General features: G+C 68.3%; 19 protein-coding genes. 5 read left to right on the forward strand and 14 right to left on the reverse strand.

Annotated features, from left to right (window positions below):
- Positions 1-3: 3 nt before the first annotated feature.
- From A5701_RS03800 to dxr, 4 genes are read right to left on the reverse strand one after another with little or no spacing between them, the layout of a single operon-like run.
- Positions 4-858, reverse strand: a complete 855-nt coding sequence (locus tag A5701_RS03800; RefSeq protein WP_067748708.1) for a GNAT family N-acetyltransferase — start codon at positions 856-858, stop codon at positions 4-6.
- Between the two features lie 50 nt (positions 859-908).
- Positions 909-2,075, reverse strand: coding sequence for a flavodoxin-dependent (E)-4-hydroxy-3-methylbut-2-enyl-diphosphate synthase (ispG, locus tag A5701_RS03805; RefSeq protein WP_067748711.1), 1,167 nt, complete (start codon positions 2,073-2,075; stop codon positions 909-911).
- Positions 2,076-2,092: 17 nt separating this feature from the next.
- Positions 2,093-3,316 carry an RIP metalloprotease gene (locus tag A5701_RS03810; RefSeq protein WP_067748714.1) on the reverse strand — a complete coding sequence of 408 codons (1,224 nt, stop codon included), beginning with the start codon at positions 3,314-3,316 and terminating at the stop codon, positions 2,093-2,095.
- 19 nt (positions 3,317-3,335) lie between these two features.
- A complete protein-coding gene (gene dxr / locus A5701_RS03815) occupies positions 3,336-4,532 on the reverse strand; it encodes a 1-deoxy-D-xylulose-5-phosphate reductoisomerase (protein WP_067748717.1) in 1,197 nt (398 codons plus the stop codon).
- A gap of 77 nt (positions 4,533-4,609) precedes the next feature.
- On the opposite strand from dxr, the gene A5701_RS03820 reads away from it, so the two are divergent.
- The gene (locus A5701_RS03820; RefSeq protein ID WP_067748720.1) at positions 4,610-4,864 is read left to right on the forward strand and encodes a DUF2631 domain-containing protein; all 255 of its coding nucleotides are present in this window, start codon (positions 4,610-4,612) and stop codon (positions 4,862-4,864) included.
- A gap of 8 nt (positions 4,865-4,872) precedes the next feature.
- On the opposite strand, the gene A5701_RS03825 is transcribed toward A5701_RS03820, so the two are convergent.
- The 6 genes from A5701_RS03825 to pyrH form a co-directional block, all read right to left on the reverse strand.
- The gene (locus tag A5701_RS03825) at positions 4,873-5,718 is read right to left on the reverse strand and encodes a cytochrome c biogenesis CcdA family protein (RefSeq protein WP_067748723.1); all 846 of its coding nucleotides are present in this window, start codon (positions 5,716-5,718) and stop codon (positions 4,873-4,875) included.
- A complete protein-coding gene (locus A5701_RS03830) occupies positions 5,718-6,227 on the reverse strand; it encodes a protein disulfide oxidoreductase (protein WP_067748726.1) in 510 nt (169 codons plus the stop codon). The genes A5701_RS03825 and A5701_RS03830 overlap by 1 nt, the downstream gene beginning before the upstream one ends.
- A gap of 112 nt (positions 6,228-6,339) precedes the next feature.
- Complete coding sequence (gene rlmN / locus A5701_RS03835) at positions 6,340-7,434, reverse strand: 23S rRNA (adenine(2503)-C(2))-methyltransferase RlmN (protein ID WP_067748729.1); 1,095 nt, start codon at positions 7,432-7,434, stop codon at positions 6,340-6,342.
- 23 nt (positions 7,435-7,457) lie between these two features.
- Positions 7,458-8,378 carry a phosphatidate cytidylyltransferase gene (locus A5701_RS03840; RefSeq protein WP_067748732.1) on the reverse strand — a complete coding sequence of 307 codons (921 nt, stop codon included), beginning with the start codon at positions 8,376-8,378 and terminating at the stop codon, positions 7,458-7,460.
- Positions 8,379-8,410: 32 nt separating this feature from the next.
- On the reverse strand, positions 8,411-8,968 hold the full coding sequence (frr, locus tag A5701_RS03845) for a ribosome recycling factor (protein WP_067748735.1): 558 nt from the start codon (positions 8,966-8,968) through the stop codon (positions 8,411-8,413).
- Between the two features lie 91 nt (positions 8,969-9,059).
- Positions 9,060-9,830: a UMP kinase gene (pyrH, locus tag A5701_RS03850; protein WP_067748738.1), complete on the reverse strand. Its 771-nt coding sequence runs from the start codon at positions 9,828-9,830 to the stop codon at positions 9,060-9,062.
- 355 nt (positions 9,831-10,185) lie between these two features.
- Here pyrH and A5701_RS03855 point away from each other — a divergent pair, with 355 nt between their 5' ends.
- On the forward strand, positions 10,186-10,422 hold the full coding sequence (locus A5701_RS03855; protein ID WP_067212426.1) for a CsbD family protein: 237 nt from the start codon (positions 10,186-10,188) through the stop codon (positions 10,420-10,422).
- A 216-nt stretch (positions 10,423-10,638) separates the two neighbouring features.
- Positions 10,639-11,361, forward strand: coding sequence for a response regulator transcription factor (locus tag A5701_RS03860; RefSeq protein WP_067748741.1), 723 nt, complete (start codon positions 10,639-10,641; stop codon positions 11,359-11,361).
- Positions 11,362-11,388: 27 nt separating this feature from the next.
- On the opposite strand, the gene A5701_RS03865 is transcribed toward A5701_RS03860, so the two are convergent.
- Together A5701_RS03865 and A5701_RS03870 are read right to left on the reverse strand one after the other, a co-directional pair.
- Positions 11,389-12,324: a lysophospholipid acyltransferase family protein gene (locus tag A5701_RS03865; protein WP_067748744.1), complete on the reverse strand. Its 936-nt coding sequence runs from the start codon at positions 12,322-12,324 to the stop codon at positions 11,389-11,391.
- 102 nt (positions 12,325-12,426) lie between these two features.
- Complete coding sequence (locus tag A5701_RS03870) at positions 12,427-12,984, reverse strand: MPT63 family protein (protein ID WP_067748747.1); 558 nt, start codon at positions 12,982-12,984, stop codon at positions 12,427-12,429.
- Between the two features lie 288 nt (positions 12,985-13,272).
- Here A5701_RS03870 and A5701_RS28445 point away from each other — a divergent pair, with 288 nt between their 5' ends.
- Both A5701_RS28445 and A5701_RS03875 read left to right on the forward strand, forming a co-directional pair.
- Positions 13,273-13,434, forward strand: coding sequence for a hypothetical protein (locus tag A5701_RS28445; RefSeq protein ID WP_197504915.1), 162 nt, complete (start codon positions 13,273-13,275; stop codon positions 13,432-13,434).
- A gap of 67 nt (positions 13,435-13,501) precedes the next feature.
- On the forward strand, positions 13,502-14,341 hold the full coding sequence (locus A5701_RS03875) for a glucose 1-dehydrogenase (RefSeq protein WP_067748750.1): 840 nt from the start codon (positions 13,502-13,504) through the stop codon (positions 14,339-14,341).
- A gap of 22 nt (positions 14,342-14,363) precedes the next feature.
- Here the strand turns inward: A5701_RS03875 and A5701_RS03880 are convergent, their stop codons facing one another.
- Positions 14,364-14,693 carry a DUF2795 domain-containing protein gene (locus A5701_RS03880; RefSeq protein WP_067748753.1) on the reverse strand — a complete coding sequence of 110 codons (330 nt, stop codon included), beginning with the start codon at positions 14,691-14,693 and terminating at the stop codon, positions 14,364-14,366.
- Positions 14,694-14,774: 81 nt separating this feature from the next.
- Positions 14,775-15,182, reverse strand: a complete 408-nt coding sequence (locus A5701_RS03885) for a ChaB family protein (protein ID WP_067748764.1) — start codon at positions 15,180-15,182, stop codon at positions 14,775-14,777.
- Between the last annotated feature and the right edge of the window lie 24 nt (positions 15,183-15,206).

A 15,206-nucleotide genomic window follows, 5' to 3' on the forward strand; every position in this document is an offset into this window, starting at 1 on the left:
GGGTCAGTCCAGCAACACCGTCGCGAAGGTGCCCACCTCGGCGAAGCCGACCCGGGCGTACGCGGCGCGAGCCACCGTGTTGAAGCTGTTCACGTAGAGGCTGGCGGTGCGCCCGCTGCCGACGATCACCGCGGCCACCGTCGCGGTCCCTGCGGTGCCGAGGCCAAGGCCCCGCCACTCGGGGTGCACCCATACGCCCTGGATCTGCCCGACGCCCGGCGACTGCGAGCCCACCTCGGCCTTGAAGACGACCTGGCCCTGTTCGAAGCGGGCCCACGCGCGGCCCGCCGCGATGAGGCTGGCCACCCGGCGCCGGTATCCCCGGCCGCCGTCGCCGATGCGGGGGTCGACGCCCACCTCGCCGATGAACATGTCCACCGCGGCCACCAGGTAGGCGTCCAGCTCGTCCGGCCGGACCTGCCGCACCCCGGTGTCGATGTCGCAGTTGGGGTGGCGCGACAGCGCCAGCAACGGCTGGTGATCGCGCACGTCCCGGGCCGGGCCCCACGCCGACTCGAGCCGTTCCCACATCCGCATCACCAGATCGGCCCGGCCGACCAGGGAGGAACAACGGCGGGCTCCGCCCATCGCCTCGTCGGCGAAGGCGTCCATGTCCGCCGGAGTGCCCCGCAGCGGAATCAGGTTGGCGCCGGCGAAGCACAGCGACTCGTCCGCGCCGCGCAGGGTCCACAGTTCCCCGCCGATGGAGTTGGGGTCGATGCCGTGATCCGCCACCCGGGCCGCGACCATGCACGACCCGACCGGATCCTCGTCGAACACCCGCCAGACGGCGGCGGCGTCACGCACCACCGACACCCGTCGCTCGCCGACAAGGCGGAAGAGGGGCGGAGCCGACATCTGGCGAACTCTCTGTGCTGCGAACTAAAGGACCGGGAAATCGGACCCCATCAGCTTACGGTCACGATCGGCGAACCGCTTGATGTTGTGTCAGGACCGTGATCGGTTCCCATCTCCGATGCCAGCCGCATGGCCTCCTCGATGAGTGTCTCGACGATCTGCGCTTCGGGCACGGTCTTGATCACCTCGCCGCGAACGAAGATCTGTCCCTTGCCATTTCCCGACGCGACGCCCAGGTCGGCCTCGCGCGCCTCGCCGGGGCCGTTCACCACGCAGCCCATCACGGCGACCCGCAGCGGGACGTCGAGGCCGTCCAGCCCGGCGGTGACCGCGTTGGCCAGGGTGTAGACGTCGACCTGGGCGCGCCCGCAGGACGGGCAGGACACGATCTCCAGACCGCGCGGCCGCAGGTTCAGCGACTCGAGGATCTGGATGCCGACCTTGACCTCTTCGACCGGCGGCGCGGAGAGCGACACGCGAATGGTGTCGCCGATCCCCCGCGACAGCAGCGCACCGAAGGCGACCGCGGACTTGATGGTGCCCTGGAACGCCGGACCGGCCTCGGTCACGCCCAGGTGCAGCGGGTAGTCGCACTGCGCGGCCAGCTGCTCGTAGGCGGCGACCATCACGACCGGGTCGTTGTGCTTGACGCTGATCTTGATGTCACCGAAGCCGTGCTCCTCGAACAGCGAGGCCTCCCACAGCGCGGATTCGACCAGCGCCTCGGGGGTGGCCTTGCCGTACTTCTCCATGAACCGCTTGTCCAGCGAGCCGGCGTTGACGCCGATGCGGATCGGGATGCCGGCCGCGGCCGCCGCCTTGGCGACCTCGCCGACCCGGCCGTCGAATTCCTTGATGTTGCCGGGGTTAACCCGCACCGCGGCGCAGCCGGCGTCGATGGCGGCGAAGATGTACTTCGGCTGGAAGTGGATGTCGGCGATCACCGGGATCTGGCTGTGCCGCGCGATCTCGGCGAGCGCGTCGGCGTCCTCCTGACGCGGGCAGGCCACCCGCACGATGTCGCAGCCGGCGGCGGTCAGTTCGGCGATCTGCTGCAGCGTCGTGTTGACGTCGTGGGTCTTGGTGGTGCACATGGACTGCACCGAAATCGGATGGTCGCTGCCGACGCCGACATCGCGCACCATGAGTTGGCGCGTCTTGCGGCGGGGGGCGAGCGTGGGCGCCGGGGCGTCCGGCATGCCCAGGCCAACGGACACTTGTTTTCCTTCTCTCGTTACTGGAAGAGCCTGATCGGGTTGACCAGATCAGCGGTCACGGTCAGCAACATGTACCCGACCACGAACACCAGCACCACGTAGGTGGCGGGCATCAGCTTGAGGTAGTTCACCGGTGCGGCCGCGACCATGCCGCGCGCCGACCGGACGAGGTTGCGGATCTTTTCGAACGTCGCGATGGCGATGTGGCCGCCGTCGAACGGCAGCAACGGCACCAGGTTGATCGCGCCCAGGATGAGGTTCAGCTGGGCCAGGAAGAACCAGAACGCCACCCAGAGCCCATGGTCGACGGTGTCGCCGCCGATGATGCTGGCGCCGACCACGCTCATCGGGGTCTGCGGGTCGCGCTGTCCACCGCCGATGGCGTGCACCAGGGCGCCCACCTTGGTGGGGATGGTGACGAGCGCCTTGCCCACCTCGCCGGTCAGGTCCCAGGTGAACGCGAACGTCGCCGGCACGGCGGAGAACACCCCGTAGTGCGTGGGTGCGAGCTTGACGGCGGCGACGCCGATGGCGCCGACCGTCGACGGCGCCGCCTGACCGCCCTGCCCGGTGGGCCCGTTCGTCAAGAAGCGCTGGGTGGGCGTGACGTCGACGTAGGTGGTGATCGTGTTGCCGCCACGCTCGACGACGACCGGGACGGTGCCGTGCATCTTGCGGATCGCGGCGGCCATGTCCTCGAAGGTGGACACCTGGGTGTCGCCGACCTTGACCACGACGTCGCCCGCGCGGATCCCGGCCAGCGCGGCCGGACCGGGGCCGGTGCAGTCCGCGATCTTGCCGGGGGCCACTTCCGGTGCGACACAAGCGGTTTCGCCGACGACCGCCCTGGTCGGCGGATGCAGGTTCGGCAAGCCCCAGATCAGGGCGATGCCGTAGATCAGCACCAGGCAGATGACGAAGTTCATGCCCGGCCCGGCGAACAGCACCGCGACGCGCTTCCACGTGTCCTGCTTGAACATCGCGCGGTCGGTTTCGTCGGGCGCCAGCTCCTCGACCGAGGTCATCCCGGCGATGTCGCAGAAGCCGCCCAGCGGCACGGCCTTGAGGCCGTACTCGGTCTCGCCGCGCCGCGTCGACCACAGCGTGGGGCCGAACCCGACGAAATAGCGGCGCACCTTCATGCCGGTGGCGCGGGCGACCCACATGTGGCCGCACTCGTGCAGGGCCACCGAGATCAGGATGGCGAGGGCGAACAGCACAATGCCGATAACGAACATCATCTTCGCTGCAGGACCTTTCTCACACCATTCCGGAGGCGTTGACGGACGCCTCGGTGGGCCGTGCGTGTGCGACGGCGCGTTGCGCCCGCTCCCGCGCCCAGCGCTGCGCGTCTAGTACCTCATCCACGTTAGCGGGTGGAACCGCCCATTGGTCCGCGGCGTGCAGCACGTCCGCGATGGTTTTGACGATGGCGGGGAACCCGATGCGGCCTTGCAGGAACGCCTCGGCGGCTTCCTCGTTGGCCGCGTTGTACACGGCGGTCATGCAGCCGCCCGTCCGGCCGGCGTACCGGGCCAGCTCGACGGCTGGGAAAACTTCGCTGTCCAACGGCTCGAATTCCCAGCTAGAGGCGGTGCGGAAGTCGCAGGGGGCCGCCGCCCCCGGAACCCGGGCCGGCCAGCCCAGGGCCAGCGAGATGGGCAGCTTCATGTCCGGGGGGCTGGCCTGGGCGATGGTCGACCCGTCCACGAAGGTGACCATCGAATGAACAATCGATTGGGGGTGCACGACGACCTCGATGCGGTCGTAGGCGATGCCGAACAGCAGGTGCGTTTCGATGAGTTCGAGGCCTTTGTTGACCAGCGACGCCGAGTTCAGGGTGTTCATCGGGCCCATCGACCACGTCGGGTGCGCTCCGGCCTGCTCCGGGGTGACGCCCTCGAGCTGAGCGGCGCTCCAGCCGCGGAATGGCCCGCCGGAGGCCGTCAGCACCAGCTTCGCGACCTCCTCGGGGGCGCCGCCGCGCAGGCACTGCGCCAGCGCGGAGTGTTCGGAGTCGACGGGCACGATCTGACCCGGACGCGCCGCGTCGAGGACCAGCGGCCCACCTGCCACCAGGGATTCCTTGTTGGCCAGCGCCAGCCGGGCGCCCGATTCCAGCGCCGCCAGCGTCGGCCGCAGGCCTAGCGCGCCCACCAGCGCGTTGAGCACGACGTCGGCCTCGGTGTCCTGGATCAGGCGGGTCACCGCCTCAGGGCCGCGGTAGGGAACGTCGGCGATCTGCGCCGCGCGTTCGTCGGCGACGGCGACGTTGGTGACGCCGGTTTCGGCGCGCTGCCGCTGCAGAATGTCCAGATTCGCGCCGCCCGCGGCCAGGCCGACCACCTCGAAGCGGTCCGGATTGGCCGCCATCACCTCCAGCGCCTGGGTGCCGATCGAGCCGGTGCTGCCCAGCACCAGCACGCGCAGGCGGCCCTCGGGCGTCGCGATTGTCACCCACTCATTGTGCCTGCTCGGTCCCGCGACGGGTGTGCCAGAATCTCCCTACCAGCCGATCACGAAAGGGACTCACCGTGGCCAGTACCGAGGTGGAACAGTTCACCGGCGTCGACACCGTTGAGGTGCCTTCGGCGGCGTGGGGCTGGAGCCGGATCAATCACCGCACCTGGCACATCACCGGCCTGGTCATCTTCGGGTTCCTGCTGGCGATGCTGCGCGGCAACCACGTGGGCCACGTCGAGAACTGGTTCCTGATCGGCTTCGCCGCGTTGGTGCTCGTCGTCCTCGTCCGCGACCTGTGGGGCCGCCGGCGCGGCTGGATCAGGTAGTCGCCGCCCTAACGTTTCGCCCGGCGATACCGGGCGCCGCCGACCACGAGGGCCGTCAGTGCGAGCGCGGCCACCGCCCACGGCCAAACCCCGTGTTGATGCACCCAGCCGGCCAACGCCCCCTGAACGCGCCCGGCGGCCGTGATAACCGCATCCCGCGGGTCCGCGTTGGCGCCCAACAGGCGCACCTCGTAAGCGCCGTAGTAGCAGACGTACACACCGACCAGCACCAGCAGCGCGCCGCTGATTCGGTCGACGATCGGCAGGATGCGCCGCAGGTGGTCGACCATCGCCGAGCTCGCGGTGGCCGCGGCCACCGCGAGGACGCCGACGACCAGCGTCAGGCCGCCGATGTAGGCGAGGTAGATCGCTACGGCCGTGACGATCGATCCGCCCCGCAGGCCCGCCGCGGTGACCGCCAGAAACGGTCCGACGGTGCAGGAGAGCGAGGCGATCGCGTAGCTGACGCCGTAGGAGTACATGGAGCCGAGCCGAACCGTGGGCGCCCACCGCGGGCCCACCGGCCGCGGGGTGAGCGCCGACAGCCCCCGGCCGGACAGCAGCCAACCGCCGAGCGCTACGAGAATCACGCCGACGATCACCGTGGCGTACGGCACGTACCGCTGCACGGTGCTCGCGGCCGACACCGTCAGCACGCCGAACGAGCCGAACACCGTCAGGAAGCCGAGCGCCATGCCCGCGGTGGCCGCCAGCGCCCGTCCGGCCGCGGCCAACCCCTTCCGCTGGCCCCGCACCACCAGCAGGAGGTACGCGGGCAGCATGGCAAACCCACACGGGTTCAGGGCCGCCACCAGCCCGGCGGCGAAGGCCAGGCCGACGAGACCCTGATCCATCAGGACCTCAGCGCGGCAACCCGGTCAGACAACTCCTGCTGTGGCATCGCCGAAGTCGGGTTGTTCACGAACGTCGAGCTGCCGTCCGCGCGGTAGAACACGTAGGCAGGCTGCCAAGGGACGTTGTAGCGAGCCCAGATCGCGCCATCGGTGTCGTTGAGGTTGGTGAAGTTCAGGTTGTACTTGGCGACGAAGTTCTGCATCGCCGCGACGTCCGAATGGGCCGCGACGCCTACGAAGGTGACGCCGGGGTTGGCGGCCGCGACCTGGCTCACGCCCGGGGCCTCGGCGTTGCAGAACGGGCACCACGGCGTCCAGAACCACAGCACCGCGGGCTTGCCCTGCAGGCTGGCACCGTTGAACGGCGCACCGCTCAGGGTCGTCCCGGTGAATTGCAGGCGGTCGTCGGCGGCCGCCGAGCGCGGTGCGCCGGTGAGTCCGAATATCAGAGCGGAGGCGAAAAGGGCCGCGGCCAACAGCCTGAGCGGAGTCAAGAACCGAACAATCATGGCGTCACCTCGTTTGCTGGTGTTATGCCTGATAGACGTGCGGGGCGCCGCCCGGGTTCACCCTTCGGCGGCCAGCTGTCCGCAGGCCCCGGCCAAACCGCCCGCGCTCCAGCTACCCGCCTTCGGCGGCCAGCTGTCCGCAGGCGGCGCTGATCTCGCGGCCGCGGGTGTCCCGCACCGTGCACGACACCCCGTGCGCCCGCACCCGGCGGACGAACTCCCGCTCCGCCGCCTTGGGGCTGGCGTCCCACTCGCTGCCGGGGGTCGGGTTGAGCGGGATCAGGTTCACATGCACCAGCGGGCCGAGCACCCGATGCAGGCGTTTGCCCAGCAGGTCGGCGCGCCACGGCTGGTCGTTGACGTCGCGGATCAGCGCATACTCCACCGACACCCGGCGGCCGGTGACGTCGGCGTAATAGCGGGCGGCGTCGAGCGCCTCGGCTATCTTCCACCGGTTGTTGACCGGCACCAGCGTGTCGCGTAATTCGTCGTCGGGCGCGTGCAACGACAGCGCCAGCGTCACCCCGAGCCGCTCGTCGGCGAGTTTGCGGATGGCCGGGGCCAGGCCGACGGTGGATACCGTGACCGAGCGGGCCGAGATGCCGAAGCCGTGCGGCGGCGCTTCGGTGATGCGACGCACCGCGGCCACCACCCGCGCGTAGTTGGCCAGCGGCTCCCCCATGCCCATGAACACGACGTTGGAGAGCCGGTCGCCGAAATCGTCCCGCAGGGCCACCGCGGCGGAGCGGACCTGCTCCAGGATCTCCGCGGTGGACAGGTTGCGGGTCAGCCCCCCCTGCCCCGTCGCGCAGAACGGGCAGGCCATGCCGCAGCCGGCCTGTGAGGAGATGCACACGGTGTTGCGCTGCGGGTAGCGCATCAGCACCGACTCGAACGTGGTCCCGTCGGTGCCGCGCCACAACGTCTTTCGGGTCTGCCCGGCATCGCAGGTGACCTCGGCGGCCGAGGTGAGCAGGTGCGGGAACATCGCATCGGCGATCCGGTTCCGCACGGCCGCGGGCAGGTCGGTCATCTCGCGCGGGTCGGCGATCAGGCGGCCGTAGTACTGATGCGCGAGCTGCTTGGCGCGGAACGCCGGCAGTCCGAGTTCGGCCACGGCCGAGGCGCGCCCGTCCGCGTCGAGGTCGGCCAGGTGCCGCGGCGGCTTGCTGGGGCGGGGTTCGGTGAAGACCAGTTGTTGGACCATGTCCAGTCCAGTATCGGCCCTTCTCAGGGCACGAGTGTCAGCACCGTCCACGCGGCGACCGCCGACGGGAGCACGCCGTCCAGCCGGTCCATCAGGCCGCCGTGGCCGGGCAGTAGTCGGCCCATGTCCTTGATGCCCAGGTCGCGCTTGATCTGCGACTCGACCAGATCGCCAAGCGTGCAGGTCAGCACCAGGATCACGCCCAGCACCGCCCCGATCCACAGCGGCTTGCGCGCCAGGAAGGTCGCGGTCAGGATCGCCGCGGTGATTCCGAAGACGAGCGAACCGGCGAAACCCTCCCACGATTTCTTCGGGCTGATCGCGGGCACCATCGGGTGCTTGCCGAACAGGACCCCGACGGCGTAGCCGCCCACGTCGGAGGCGACGACGGTGACCATCAGGCAGAACACCCGGCCGGCGCCGTCCTTGGGGTAGACGAGCATGGCGCCGAAGGAGGCGAACAGCGGCACCCACGCGGCCAGGAACACCGTCGCGGAGGCGTCGCGCAGGTAGTTGGCCGACGGGGACCCGGCGAAGGGCTCGGGTCGCTTGCTGTTGTCCTGCATGAACAGGCGCCAGACGTTGCACACCACCACCGTGCCGCCGAAGCCGGCCAGGGCGCCGGCGGCGTGGAACGGCCACGTCAGCCAGACGGTGGCCTGACCGCCGATCAGCAACGGGATCAGCGGGATGACGTATCCGGCCTCGCGCAGCCGTCGCACCACCTCATGGGTGGCGACGGGGATGGCGATCGCGACGATCGCCACCCAGAAGCGGGGGGCGAAGACCAGCGTCACGATGAGCACGCCACCGATCCCGGCGCCGACCGCGATGGCCGCCCGCAGGTCGCGTCCCGCGCGGGAGGTCGTCTTGGCCGGCTGCGCGGTCTTCTTGCCCTCACGCGCCGGCTCGTCGGGCGTGCTGGCTGCGCCGGTGGTTGCCACGGACCCGGGTGAACTTAGCTGCTGAGCGGCCGCTAGACCTCCAGCAGCTCGCCTTCTTTGTGCTTGACCAGGTCTTCGATCTGGGTGATGTACTGGTGCGTCGTCTTGTCCAGGTCCTTCTCGGCGCGACCGACCTCGTCCTCGCCGGCCTCGCCGTCCTTGCGGATGCGGTGCAACTCCTCCATCGCCTTGCGGCGGATGTTGCGCACCGACACCTTGGCGTCCTCGCCCTTGCCCTTGGCCTGCTTGACCAGCTCGCGGCGACGCTCCTCGGTGAGCTGGGGCACCGCCACCCGGATCAGGGTGCCGTCGTTGGTGGGATTGACGCCCAGATCGGAGTTGCGGATCGCGGTCTCGATCGCGCCCACCTGACCGGCTTCGTAGGGCTTGATCACGACTAGCCGGGCCTCCGGGACGTTGATGCTGGCCAGCTGCGTGATGGGGGTGGTGGCGCCGTAGTAATCGATGGCGATCCGGGAGAACATGCCCGGATTGGCGCGGCCGGTTCGAATGGTTGACAAGTCGTCACGGGCGACCGCTACGGCCTTCTCCATTTTCTCTTCCGCGTCGAAGAGAGCCTCGTCAATCATTGCGCCGCTCCTTTCCCCCGCAACCGGGAGGTGCCCCCACATCACTGCGTTCTGCATCGTCGCCAGGGCGAATCATCGTTCGCGCTTCCCCTCAGGTGGTGACCAGTGTCCCGATTTTCTCACCGGCGACCGCGCGGGCGATATTCCCATTGGTCAGCAGGTTGAACACCAGGATCGGCATGCCATTGTCCATGCACAGGCTGAACGCGGTGGCATCGGCCACCCGCAGCCCCCGGTCGATGACCTCGCGGTGACTGATCGCGGCGATCAGCTCGGCTTCGGGGTTCACCCGCGGGTCCTCGGTGAACACCCCGTCGACCGCCTTGGCCATCAGGACGACGTCCGCGCGGATCTCCAGCGCGCGCTGCGCGGCCGTGGTGTCGGTGGAGAAGTACGGCAGCCCCATGCCGGCCCCGAAGATCACCACACGACCCTTCTCCAGGTGGCGGACGGCGCGCAGCGGCAGGTAGGGCTCGGCGACCTGCCCCATGGTGATCGCGGTTTGGACACGGGTGACGATGCCCTCCTTTTCCAGGAAGTCCTGCAGCGCGAGGCTGTTCATGACCGTGCCGAGCATGCCCATGTAGTCCGAGCGCGTGCGTTCCATGCCGCGCTGCTGCAGTTGCGCGCCCCGGAAGAAGTTGCCGCCGCCGATGACGACGGCGACCTGGACACCGTCGCGAACCACCTCGGCTATCTGGCGGGCCACCCGCGCCACGACGTCGGGGTCGAGGCCGACCTGGCCGCCGCCGAACATTTCGCCGCCGAGTTTGAGCAGGACTCGGGAGTATTTGGGCCGGGGTCGCGGCTGCCCGGCAGCTGATCCATTCTCCGTCGCCGTGGGCTCCCCGGACTCCGTCATCAGGCTCCTCGCATGAGAGTGCCATCCCGGGGTGACGTCTCCGGAACGGCATTTCACATCCTGCCTCATCGCAGCACAACGCGGCGTCGGCGGGGTGCATTATGCGCAGAGTTGGCGATTGCGACGGCTTTTCGCGGCTGTCGGCCCAGGTGAGGCCGCCCGATCCGGCGGTTTCACCACCGCCGGGCCGCGAATGTTTGAGCGGTACCCGGCAGGGGGAATCCGCACCATCGCGGTGGGGATTTCACGGTCTTGAGAAGCAAGGGCCAGCCTCATCGCATGACCGGGCCGGTCGCCTTGGCGATCGGCAGTGAGCGCGGAACGCTCAGGTACGCCTACGAGGAGGAACTGATCCATGGCGGACAACAACTCGGGACCTGCTGAAGCCGTCAAGGGCGTCGTTGAGGACGTCAAGGGCAAGGCTAAGGAGGCCGTCGGCGCGGTGACGGGTCAAGACGACCTCACCCGCGAGGGCCAGGCCCAGCAGGACAAGGCTGAAGCCCAGCGCGACGCGGCGAAGAAGGAAGCCGAGGCCGAGGCGGCCCGCGGCGGCGCCGAGGCCGCTGAGCAGCGCCAGAAGGCCAATCAGTAGCTTGCTGGGAGGATGGGTCCGGTCTGTGAAAACGGACCGGGCCCATCGGCTTTTTCGGGATGGGACGGGCGGATCCGGTTAGCCAGGCCGGTATGGTCGCCGGCTAATTCAACACAGTTTGCATAATTTCGCGGCGAGCGGGTAATCACCGCTGCGCTTGCAGACATCTCCCTGAGGTGCCTACGGGCCAGGGAACCCACACGAAGTTTGGGGGAGATGTCCTTGGACGTACTAGTGCTGACCGACGCGGATGACTTCGATCGCGCTCTGCCGCCGCTGAATTCGTTCGCGCGAATCATGCGGCGAGCGCCCCTCACCGGTGACGGCCACAGCCCTCGCCATTCCGGCGACGTCGCCATTGTCGATGCTCGTGGCGACCTTGCGGCGGCCCAGACCGCCTGCCGCCGCCTGACGACGGACACTCCCGCCACCGCGGTGGTGGCAGTGGTGTCGCGAGCAGACGAGGTGACGGTCGACGGCGAGTGGAACGTTGACGACGTCATGCCACCCGGTACTGACGCCGGTGAACTACAGGAACGGCTGGGACGGGCGATCGCTCACCGGCGCAGCGCAATCAACGGCAGCCTGAAGTTCGGTGCCCTGCTATTGCACCCGACCAGCCTCGCCGGGTCGCTGGAAGGCAAGGACCTGGGTCTGACGCTGACCGAGTTCAAATTGCTGAGTTTCCTTGTGCAGCATGCCGGTCGGCCGTTTACCCGCACGCGGCTGATGCACGAGGCGTGGGGCTACGACTGCAACGGCCGAGTCCGTTCGGTCGATGTCCATATCCGGCGCCTGCGCGCCAAGCTTGGGTCCCGGCATCAATCGATGGTCGACACGGTCCGCGGCGTGGGGTACATGGCGACGACTCCCCCGCACCCGGAATGGATCATCAGCGACGAGCCGACGACGCTGACGGGGGCCACACCGGCGCAGTGAAAACCCCTGCGCCCGAGGCGGTTCGCGTCAGCCGAAGAGCGGAAACGCGCGCTTGCGCGCGAGCGCGTCCATCCCTTCCTGGATGGCGTCCTGGACCTCGCGGTACTTGCGCTCGACGTAGGCGCCGTCTTCGGCACGCTCGGGGTCGTGGTCGACTTTTACGGCCGGCATGAACCTGGTCCTGATCTTGGCCGGCAGCGGCAGCTGCGGCAGCGCCGCCGGCGCGATCCCCCACGGCAGTGAGATCGCCAGCGGGAACACCTTGAGGCGCAGCAGGCGGTCCAGCTGTAACGCCTTGGACAGCTTGTCGCCGCGGATCAGCACCGGCATAGCGTCGGCGCCGCCGACGGTGGCGATCGGCACGATCGGCACACCGGCCCGAATCGCCATCTTCACGAATCCTTTTCGGCCCGCGAGGTTGGCTTGGTCGCGCTCGGTCCAGGGGCGCAGCGAATCCACTTCCCCGCCGGGCCACAGCGCGACGTCACGCCCCTCGGCCAGGGCGGTCGCGATCGCGTCGGGGGCCGCCGGCAGCACACCCATCGAACGGAAGTACCGGCCGATCACCGGTATCGCCATCAACGCGTCATGCGCCGTGCCGTGCAGTGGACGATCCTGCCCGAAACGCCGCCACCACTGCAGACCCACGGTCCAGGCGTCCCAGACGAAGGGAGCGCCGGAGTGGATGCCCACCAGTAGCGCCGGCGGCGCCGGAATATTTTCCCAACCGTCGATTTCCATTCGAAACCAATAGTCCACCAGCACGTTCCACAGATATTTCTGCCGCTGCAGAGTGGTCTCGTCCTGGCCGCTGAGATCCCACCTACCGGCGCGCTCGGCGACCCAGCCGCTGACTCCGCCGTCCTGGCCGCTGCGCCGCTCCTCCATCGTCGCCCGCGCCTCTTCGGCGTTCAGCTTCGCCTGTTCGCGTACTTCGGCTGGCCTGTGATCCGGGTTACTCATGGGTGCGGTGTACCCGATTCGCGCGCGCACGATTCAACTCCCGCCCCCAAATGCGGAACTCCCCGCGTCGCACGCGACGCGGGGAGATTTCCGCAAGCCGGATCAGGTGTGGGCCGGGGCCGGCGGAGCACCCGGTGCCGGGCTGGCATTCGGGGCGGCGCCAGGCGCCGAGCCACCCTGCACATTCGACGTCCACATCAAGATGTCCTGCATCCCGTCGTTGTAGACGACGCCGTTCGGCGGCGCGCCCGTCACGTCGAAGTACAGCGTTCCGGTCGACTCGTTACCCTGCGCGATCGGCGCGGGGTTAAGGCCGTTGGGGGCCCCGACCTTGTCGATCACCCGGTAGTTCTGGCCGTTCGGGCCGCGGGCGATGAAGTCGTTGACCATCGGGGTCACGAGCCCACCGTCCGACCGGGCGGTAACGTCGGCCTGGTAGAGCGTTCCCTTGGGCGTGTAGCCCGGAATCGCGACGTTGCTCGGCTGCAGGTTGCTCACCGTGTAGTTGGTGATCAGCGGCCCGTCGACGAGTTGCTCGCTGGTGCCGAAGCCTTGGATGTTGGGCGGCGCGGCGGCAGCCGTCGACGCGGCGAAAACGCTTGCCACCGCTATACCCCCGGCCGCGGCGGCTGTCTTGATGGCCCTCTTGGTGACCTTCATTGCTCATTCCTTTCGTGTTGAACAATCGCCCCCCGTAAGGGCAATACACACACGAATCGCAAATAGCCATTCGCCTTCCGGCCTAAACATGTGAATCCGCCGAATGGCGGAATTAACGCAGGTTAGCTGGTGAAAAGCGGTTCGTTTGTTGGACAGCACCTTTCGCATCAGCTTTTAACATCCGTATCGATATTCACGCCGGGTCACTGGCGCAACGCGAGCGATTAGCCCCCGCCCCGGCGGGTAGTCGGAGCGGGACTGAACCGACGAGGACGAAAGGAGCCGTCGATGGAACGCGGAAGCTCCAAGCACAGCCCGCGCGAGGACGACGAACTCAAGCACGAATTGGACGGCACGCTGCGCGGAAACCGGCCCAGTCGCGCCGAGGAGTGGCGTGATGCCGAGCCCCGGCCGACGACGACCCCGACGTTCCCACGGCGGGCCCGGTGACGCGCGAGCCGTAAAACCCGCGAGCCGTTTGCTCGCAACAATTCTCGAACACGAATAGAGGAAACAGATGGGCTTTGCGCCTCAACAACAATCACCTCCTGGCGTCCAGGCCGAGATGAACCCGGTTCCCGACTGCGGCGAAAACAGTTACCGGGGCTCGGGAAAGCTCACGGGTAAAAAGGCGATCATCACCGGGGGCGACAGCGGCATCGGCCGCGCGGTCGCGATCGCCTTCGCCCGGGAGGGCGCCGACGTGCTGATCTCCTACCTCAATGAGGACGACGACGCTCGCGACGTCGCCCGCCACGTGGAGGGTGCCGGGCGAAAATGCGTGCTGGTTTCCGGCGACCTGTCCGACGCCGCGCATTGCCGCGTCGTCGTGGATCGAGCCGTCGAAGAGTTCGGCGGCATCGACATTCTGGTCAACAATGCCGCATACCAGATGATGCACAAAAGCCTCGACGAAATCAGCGACGAGGAATGGGATTACACGTTCCGGCTCAACGTCGGCGCGTACTTCCATCTCGCCAAGGCGGCCGTGCCGCACATGAAGGCCGGCGCCTCGATCATCGGTAGTTCATCGGTCAACTCCGACACGCCCAACCCCACCCTGGCACCCTACGCGGCAACCAAGGCCGCCATCGCGAACTTCTCGGCCAGCCTCGCTCAGCTGCTGGGCGAGAAGGGGATTCGGGTCAACAGCGTGGCTCCCGGCCCGATTTGGACACCGCTGATTCCGTCGACCATGCCGCCGGACAGCGTCGAATCGTTCGGTGAGAACACGCCGCTGGGCCGCGCGGGACAACCCGCGGAGCTCGCCCCCATCTATGTGCTGTTGGCCTCCGACGACGCGAGTTACATCTCCGGCGCGCGGGTGGCCGTTACCGGAGGCCGACCAATTCTCTAGCGCAGCAAGCTCTTAGGAGCGGTCAGGAGCCGCGGTTTTCACCCAGCTCGTCGACGATCGGGCTCTGGACACCGATGTCCTTCGCGCCTTCGGCGAGCCCGGGCTTGGTGTGGGTGCGACGCGCCGCGGCCTTGTCTCCGTCCTGGGTGTCGCGATCGTCGGCGATGGTGACGGACGCGGCGACCTGGGTGGCGTTGTTGTAGGTCTCGGGCGGGATGCCCCGCAGCGCGCGAATCGTGTTGTCGTCGCAGCCATTGCGGCCGGCGGCGGCAAGCAGATCCTGCTTGTTCGCCGGAAAGTCCACATCGCTCAGGCATTGACGCAGCTGACTTTGGGTGGTGGACGCAACCATGGCTGTCGGAATGCCCGCAAGCCGGGGACCTAAACGGGGCCGAGGGGTGCGGTCTCGGTCACATCGGCGCGGCCGCGGTCCTCAGCGGCCGCGGACCCGGCGATTGTGCTTCTTGATCGCGTCGACCAGCTCCGCTTTGCTCATCGTGGACCTTCCCCGGACGTCGAGTCGGCGCGCCAGCTCCAGCAGATGCTTCTTGCTTGCGTTCGCGTCCACCCCCTCGGCGGACTCACCGGAGGCTCGCGGACCACCCCTCTCGGCGCGCTCGTCCGACGGACCCTTCTTTTCTTTGGGCTCCCAATGGTCGCCGACCTTTTCGAAACTGTGCTTGAGGGCGGAATAGGCCACCCGGTGGGCGCGCTCTTGGCTACCGTATTCGTCGGCGGCCGCGTCATGCGTCTTGGCGAACGTGCGTTGCGCTTTGGCGTTCGAGCGCCGCAAAGTGGTGATTGCCGCCCGGTCATCGGGGTAACCGACCAGCGGCGACACGTCACGCGCACCCGAGGAGGATTC

It is taken from the genome of Mycobacterium sp. E3305 (assembly GCF_001666785.1).
Taxonomy (GTDB): Bacteria; Actinomycetota; Actinomycetes; order Mycobacteriales; family Mycobacteriaceae; genus Mycobacterium.

Excerpts from the sequence above, each read along its gene's own strand:
- A5701_RS03865 (WP_067748744.1), bottom strand. The coding sequence starts at position 12,324 with ATGAGTAACCCGGATCACAGGCCAGCCGAAGTACGCGAACAGGCGAAG.
- A5701_RS28445 (WP_197504915.1), top strand. The coding sequence starts at position 13,273 with ATGGAACGCGGAAGCTCCAAGCACAGCCCGCGCGAGGACGACGAACTC.
- rlmN (WP_067748729.1), bottom strand. The coding sequence starts at position 7,434 with ATGGTCCAACAACTGGTCTTCACCGAACCCCGCCCCAGCAAGCCGCCG.
- frr (WP_067748735.1), bottom strand. The coding sequence starts at position 8,968 with ATGATTGACGAGGCTCTCTTCGACGCGGAAGAGAAAATGGAGAAGGCC.
- A5701_RS03875 (WP_067748750.1), top strand. The coding sequence starts at position 13,502 with ATGGGCTTTGCGCCTCAACAACAATCACCTCCTGGCGTCCAGGCCGAG.
- A5701_RS03830 (WP_067748726.1), bottom strand. The coding sequence starts at position 6,227 with ATGATTGTTCGGTTCTTGACTCCGCTCAGGCTGTTGGCCGCGGCCCTT.
- A5701_RS03870 (WP_067748747.1), bottom strand. The coding sequence starts at position 12,984 with ATGAAGGTCACCAAGAGGGCCATCAAGACAGCCGCCGCGGCCGGGGGT.
- A5701_RS03800 (WP_067748708.1), bottom strand. The coding sequence starts at position 858 with ATGTCGGCTCCGCCCCTCTTCCGCCTTGTCGGCGAGCGACGGGTGTCG.
- A5701_RS03825 (WP_067748723.1), bottom strand. The coding sequence starts at position 5,718 with ATGGATCAGGGTCTCGTCGGCCTGGCCTTCGCCGCCGGGCTGGTGGCG.
- pyrH (WP_067748738.1), bottom strand. The coding sequence starts at position 9,830 with ATGACGGAGTCCGGGGAGCCCACGGCGACGGAGAATGGATCAGCTGCC.
- A5701_RS03810 (WP_067748714.1), bottom strand. The coding sequence starts at position 3,316 with ATGATGTTCGTTATCGGCATTGTGCTGTTCGCCCTCGCCATCCTGATC.
- A5701_RS03880 (WP_067748753.1), bottom strand. The coding sequence starts at position 14,693 with ATGGTTGCGTCCACCACCCAAAGTCAGCTGCGTCAATGCCTGAGCGAT.
- A5701_RS03860 (WP_067748741.1), top strand. The coding sequence starts at position 10,639 with ATGTCCTTGGACGTACTAGTGCTGACCGACGCGGATGACTTCGATCGC.
- A5701_RS03855 (WP_067212426.1), top strand. The coding sequence starts at position 10,186 with ATGGCGGACAACAACTCGGGACCTGCTGAAGCCGTCAAGGGCGTCGTT.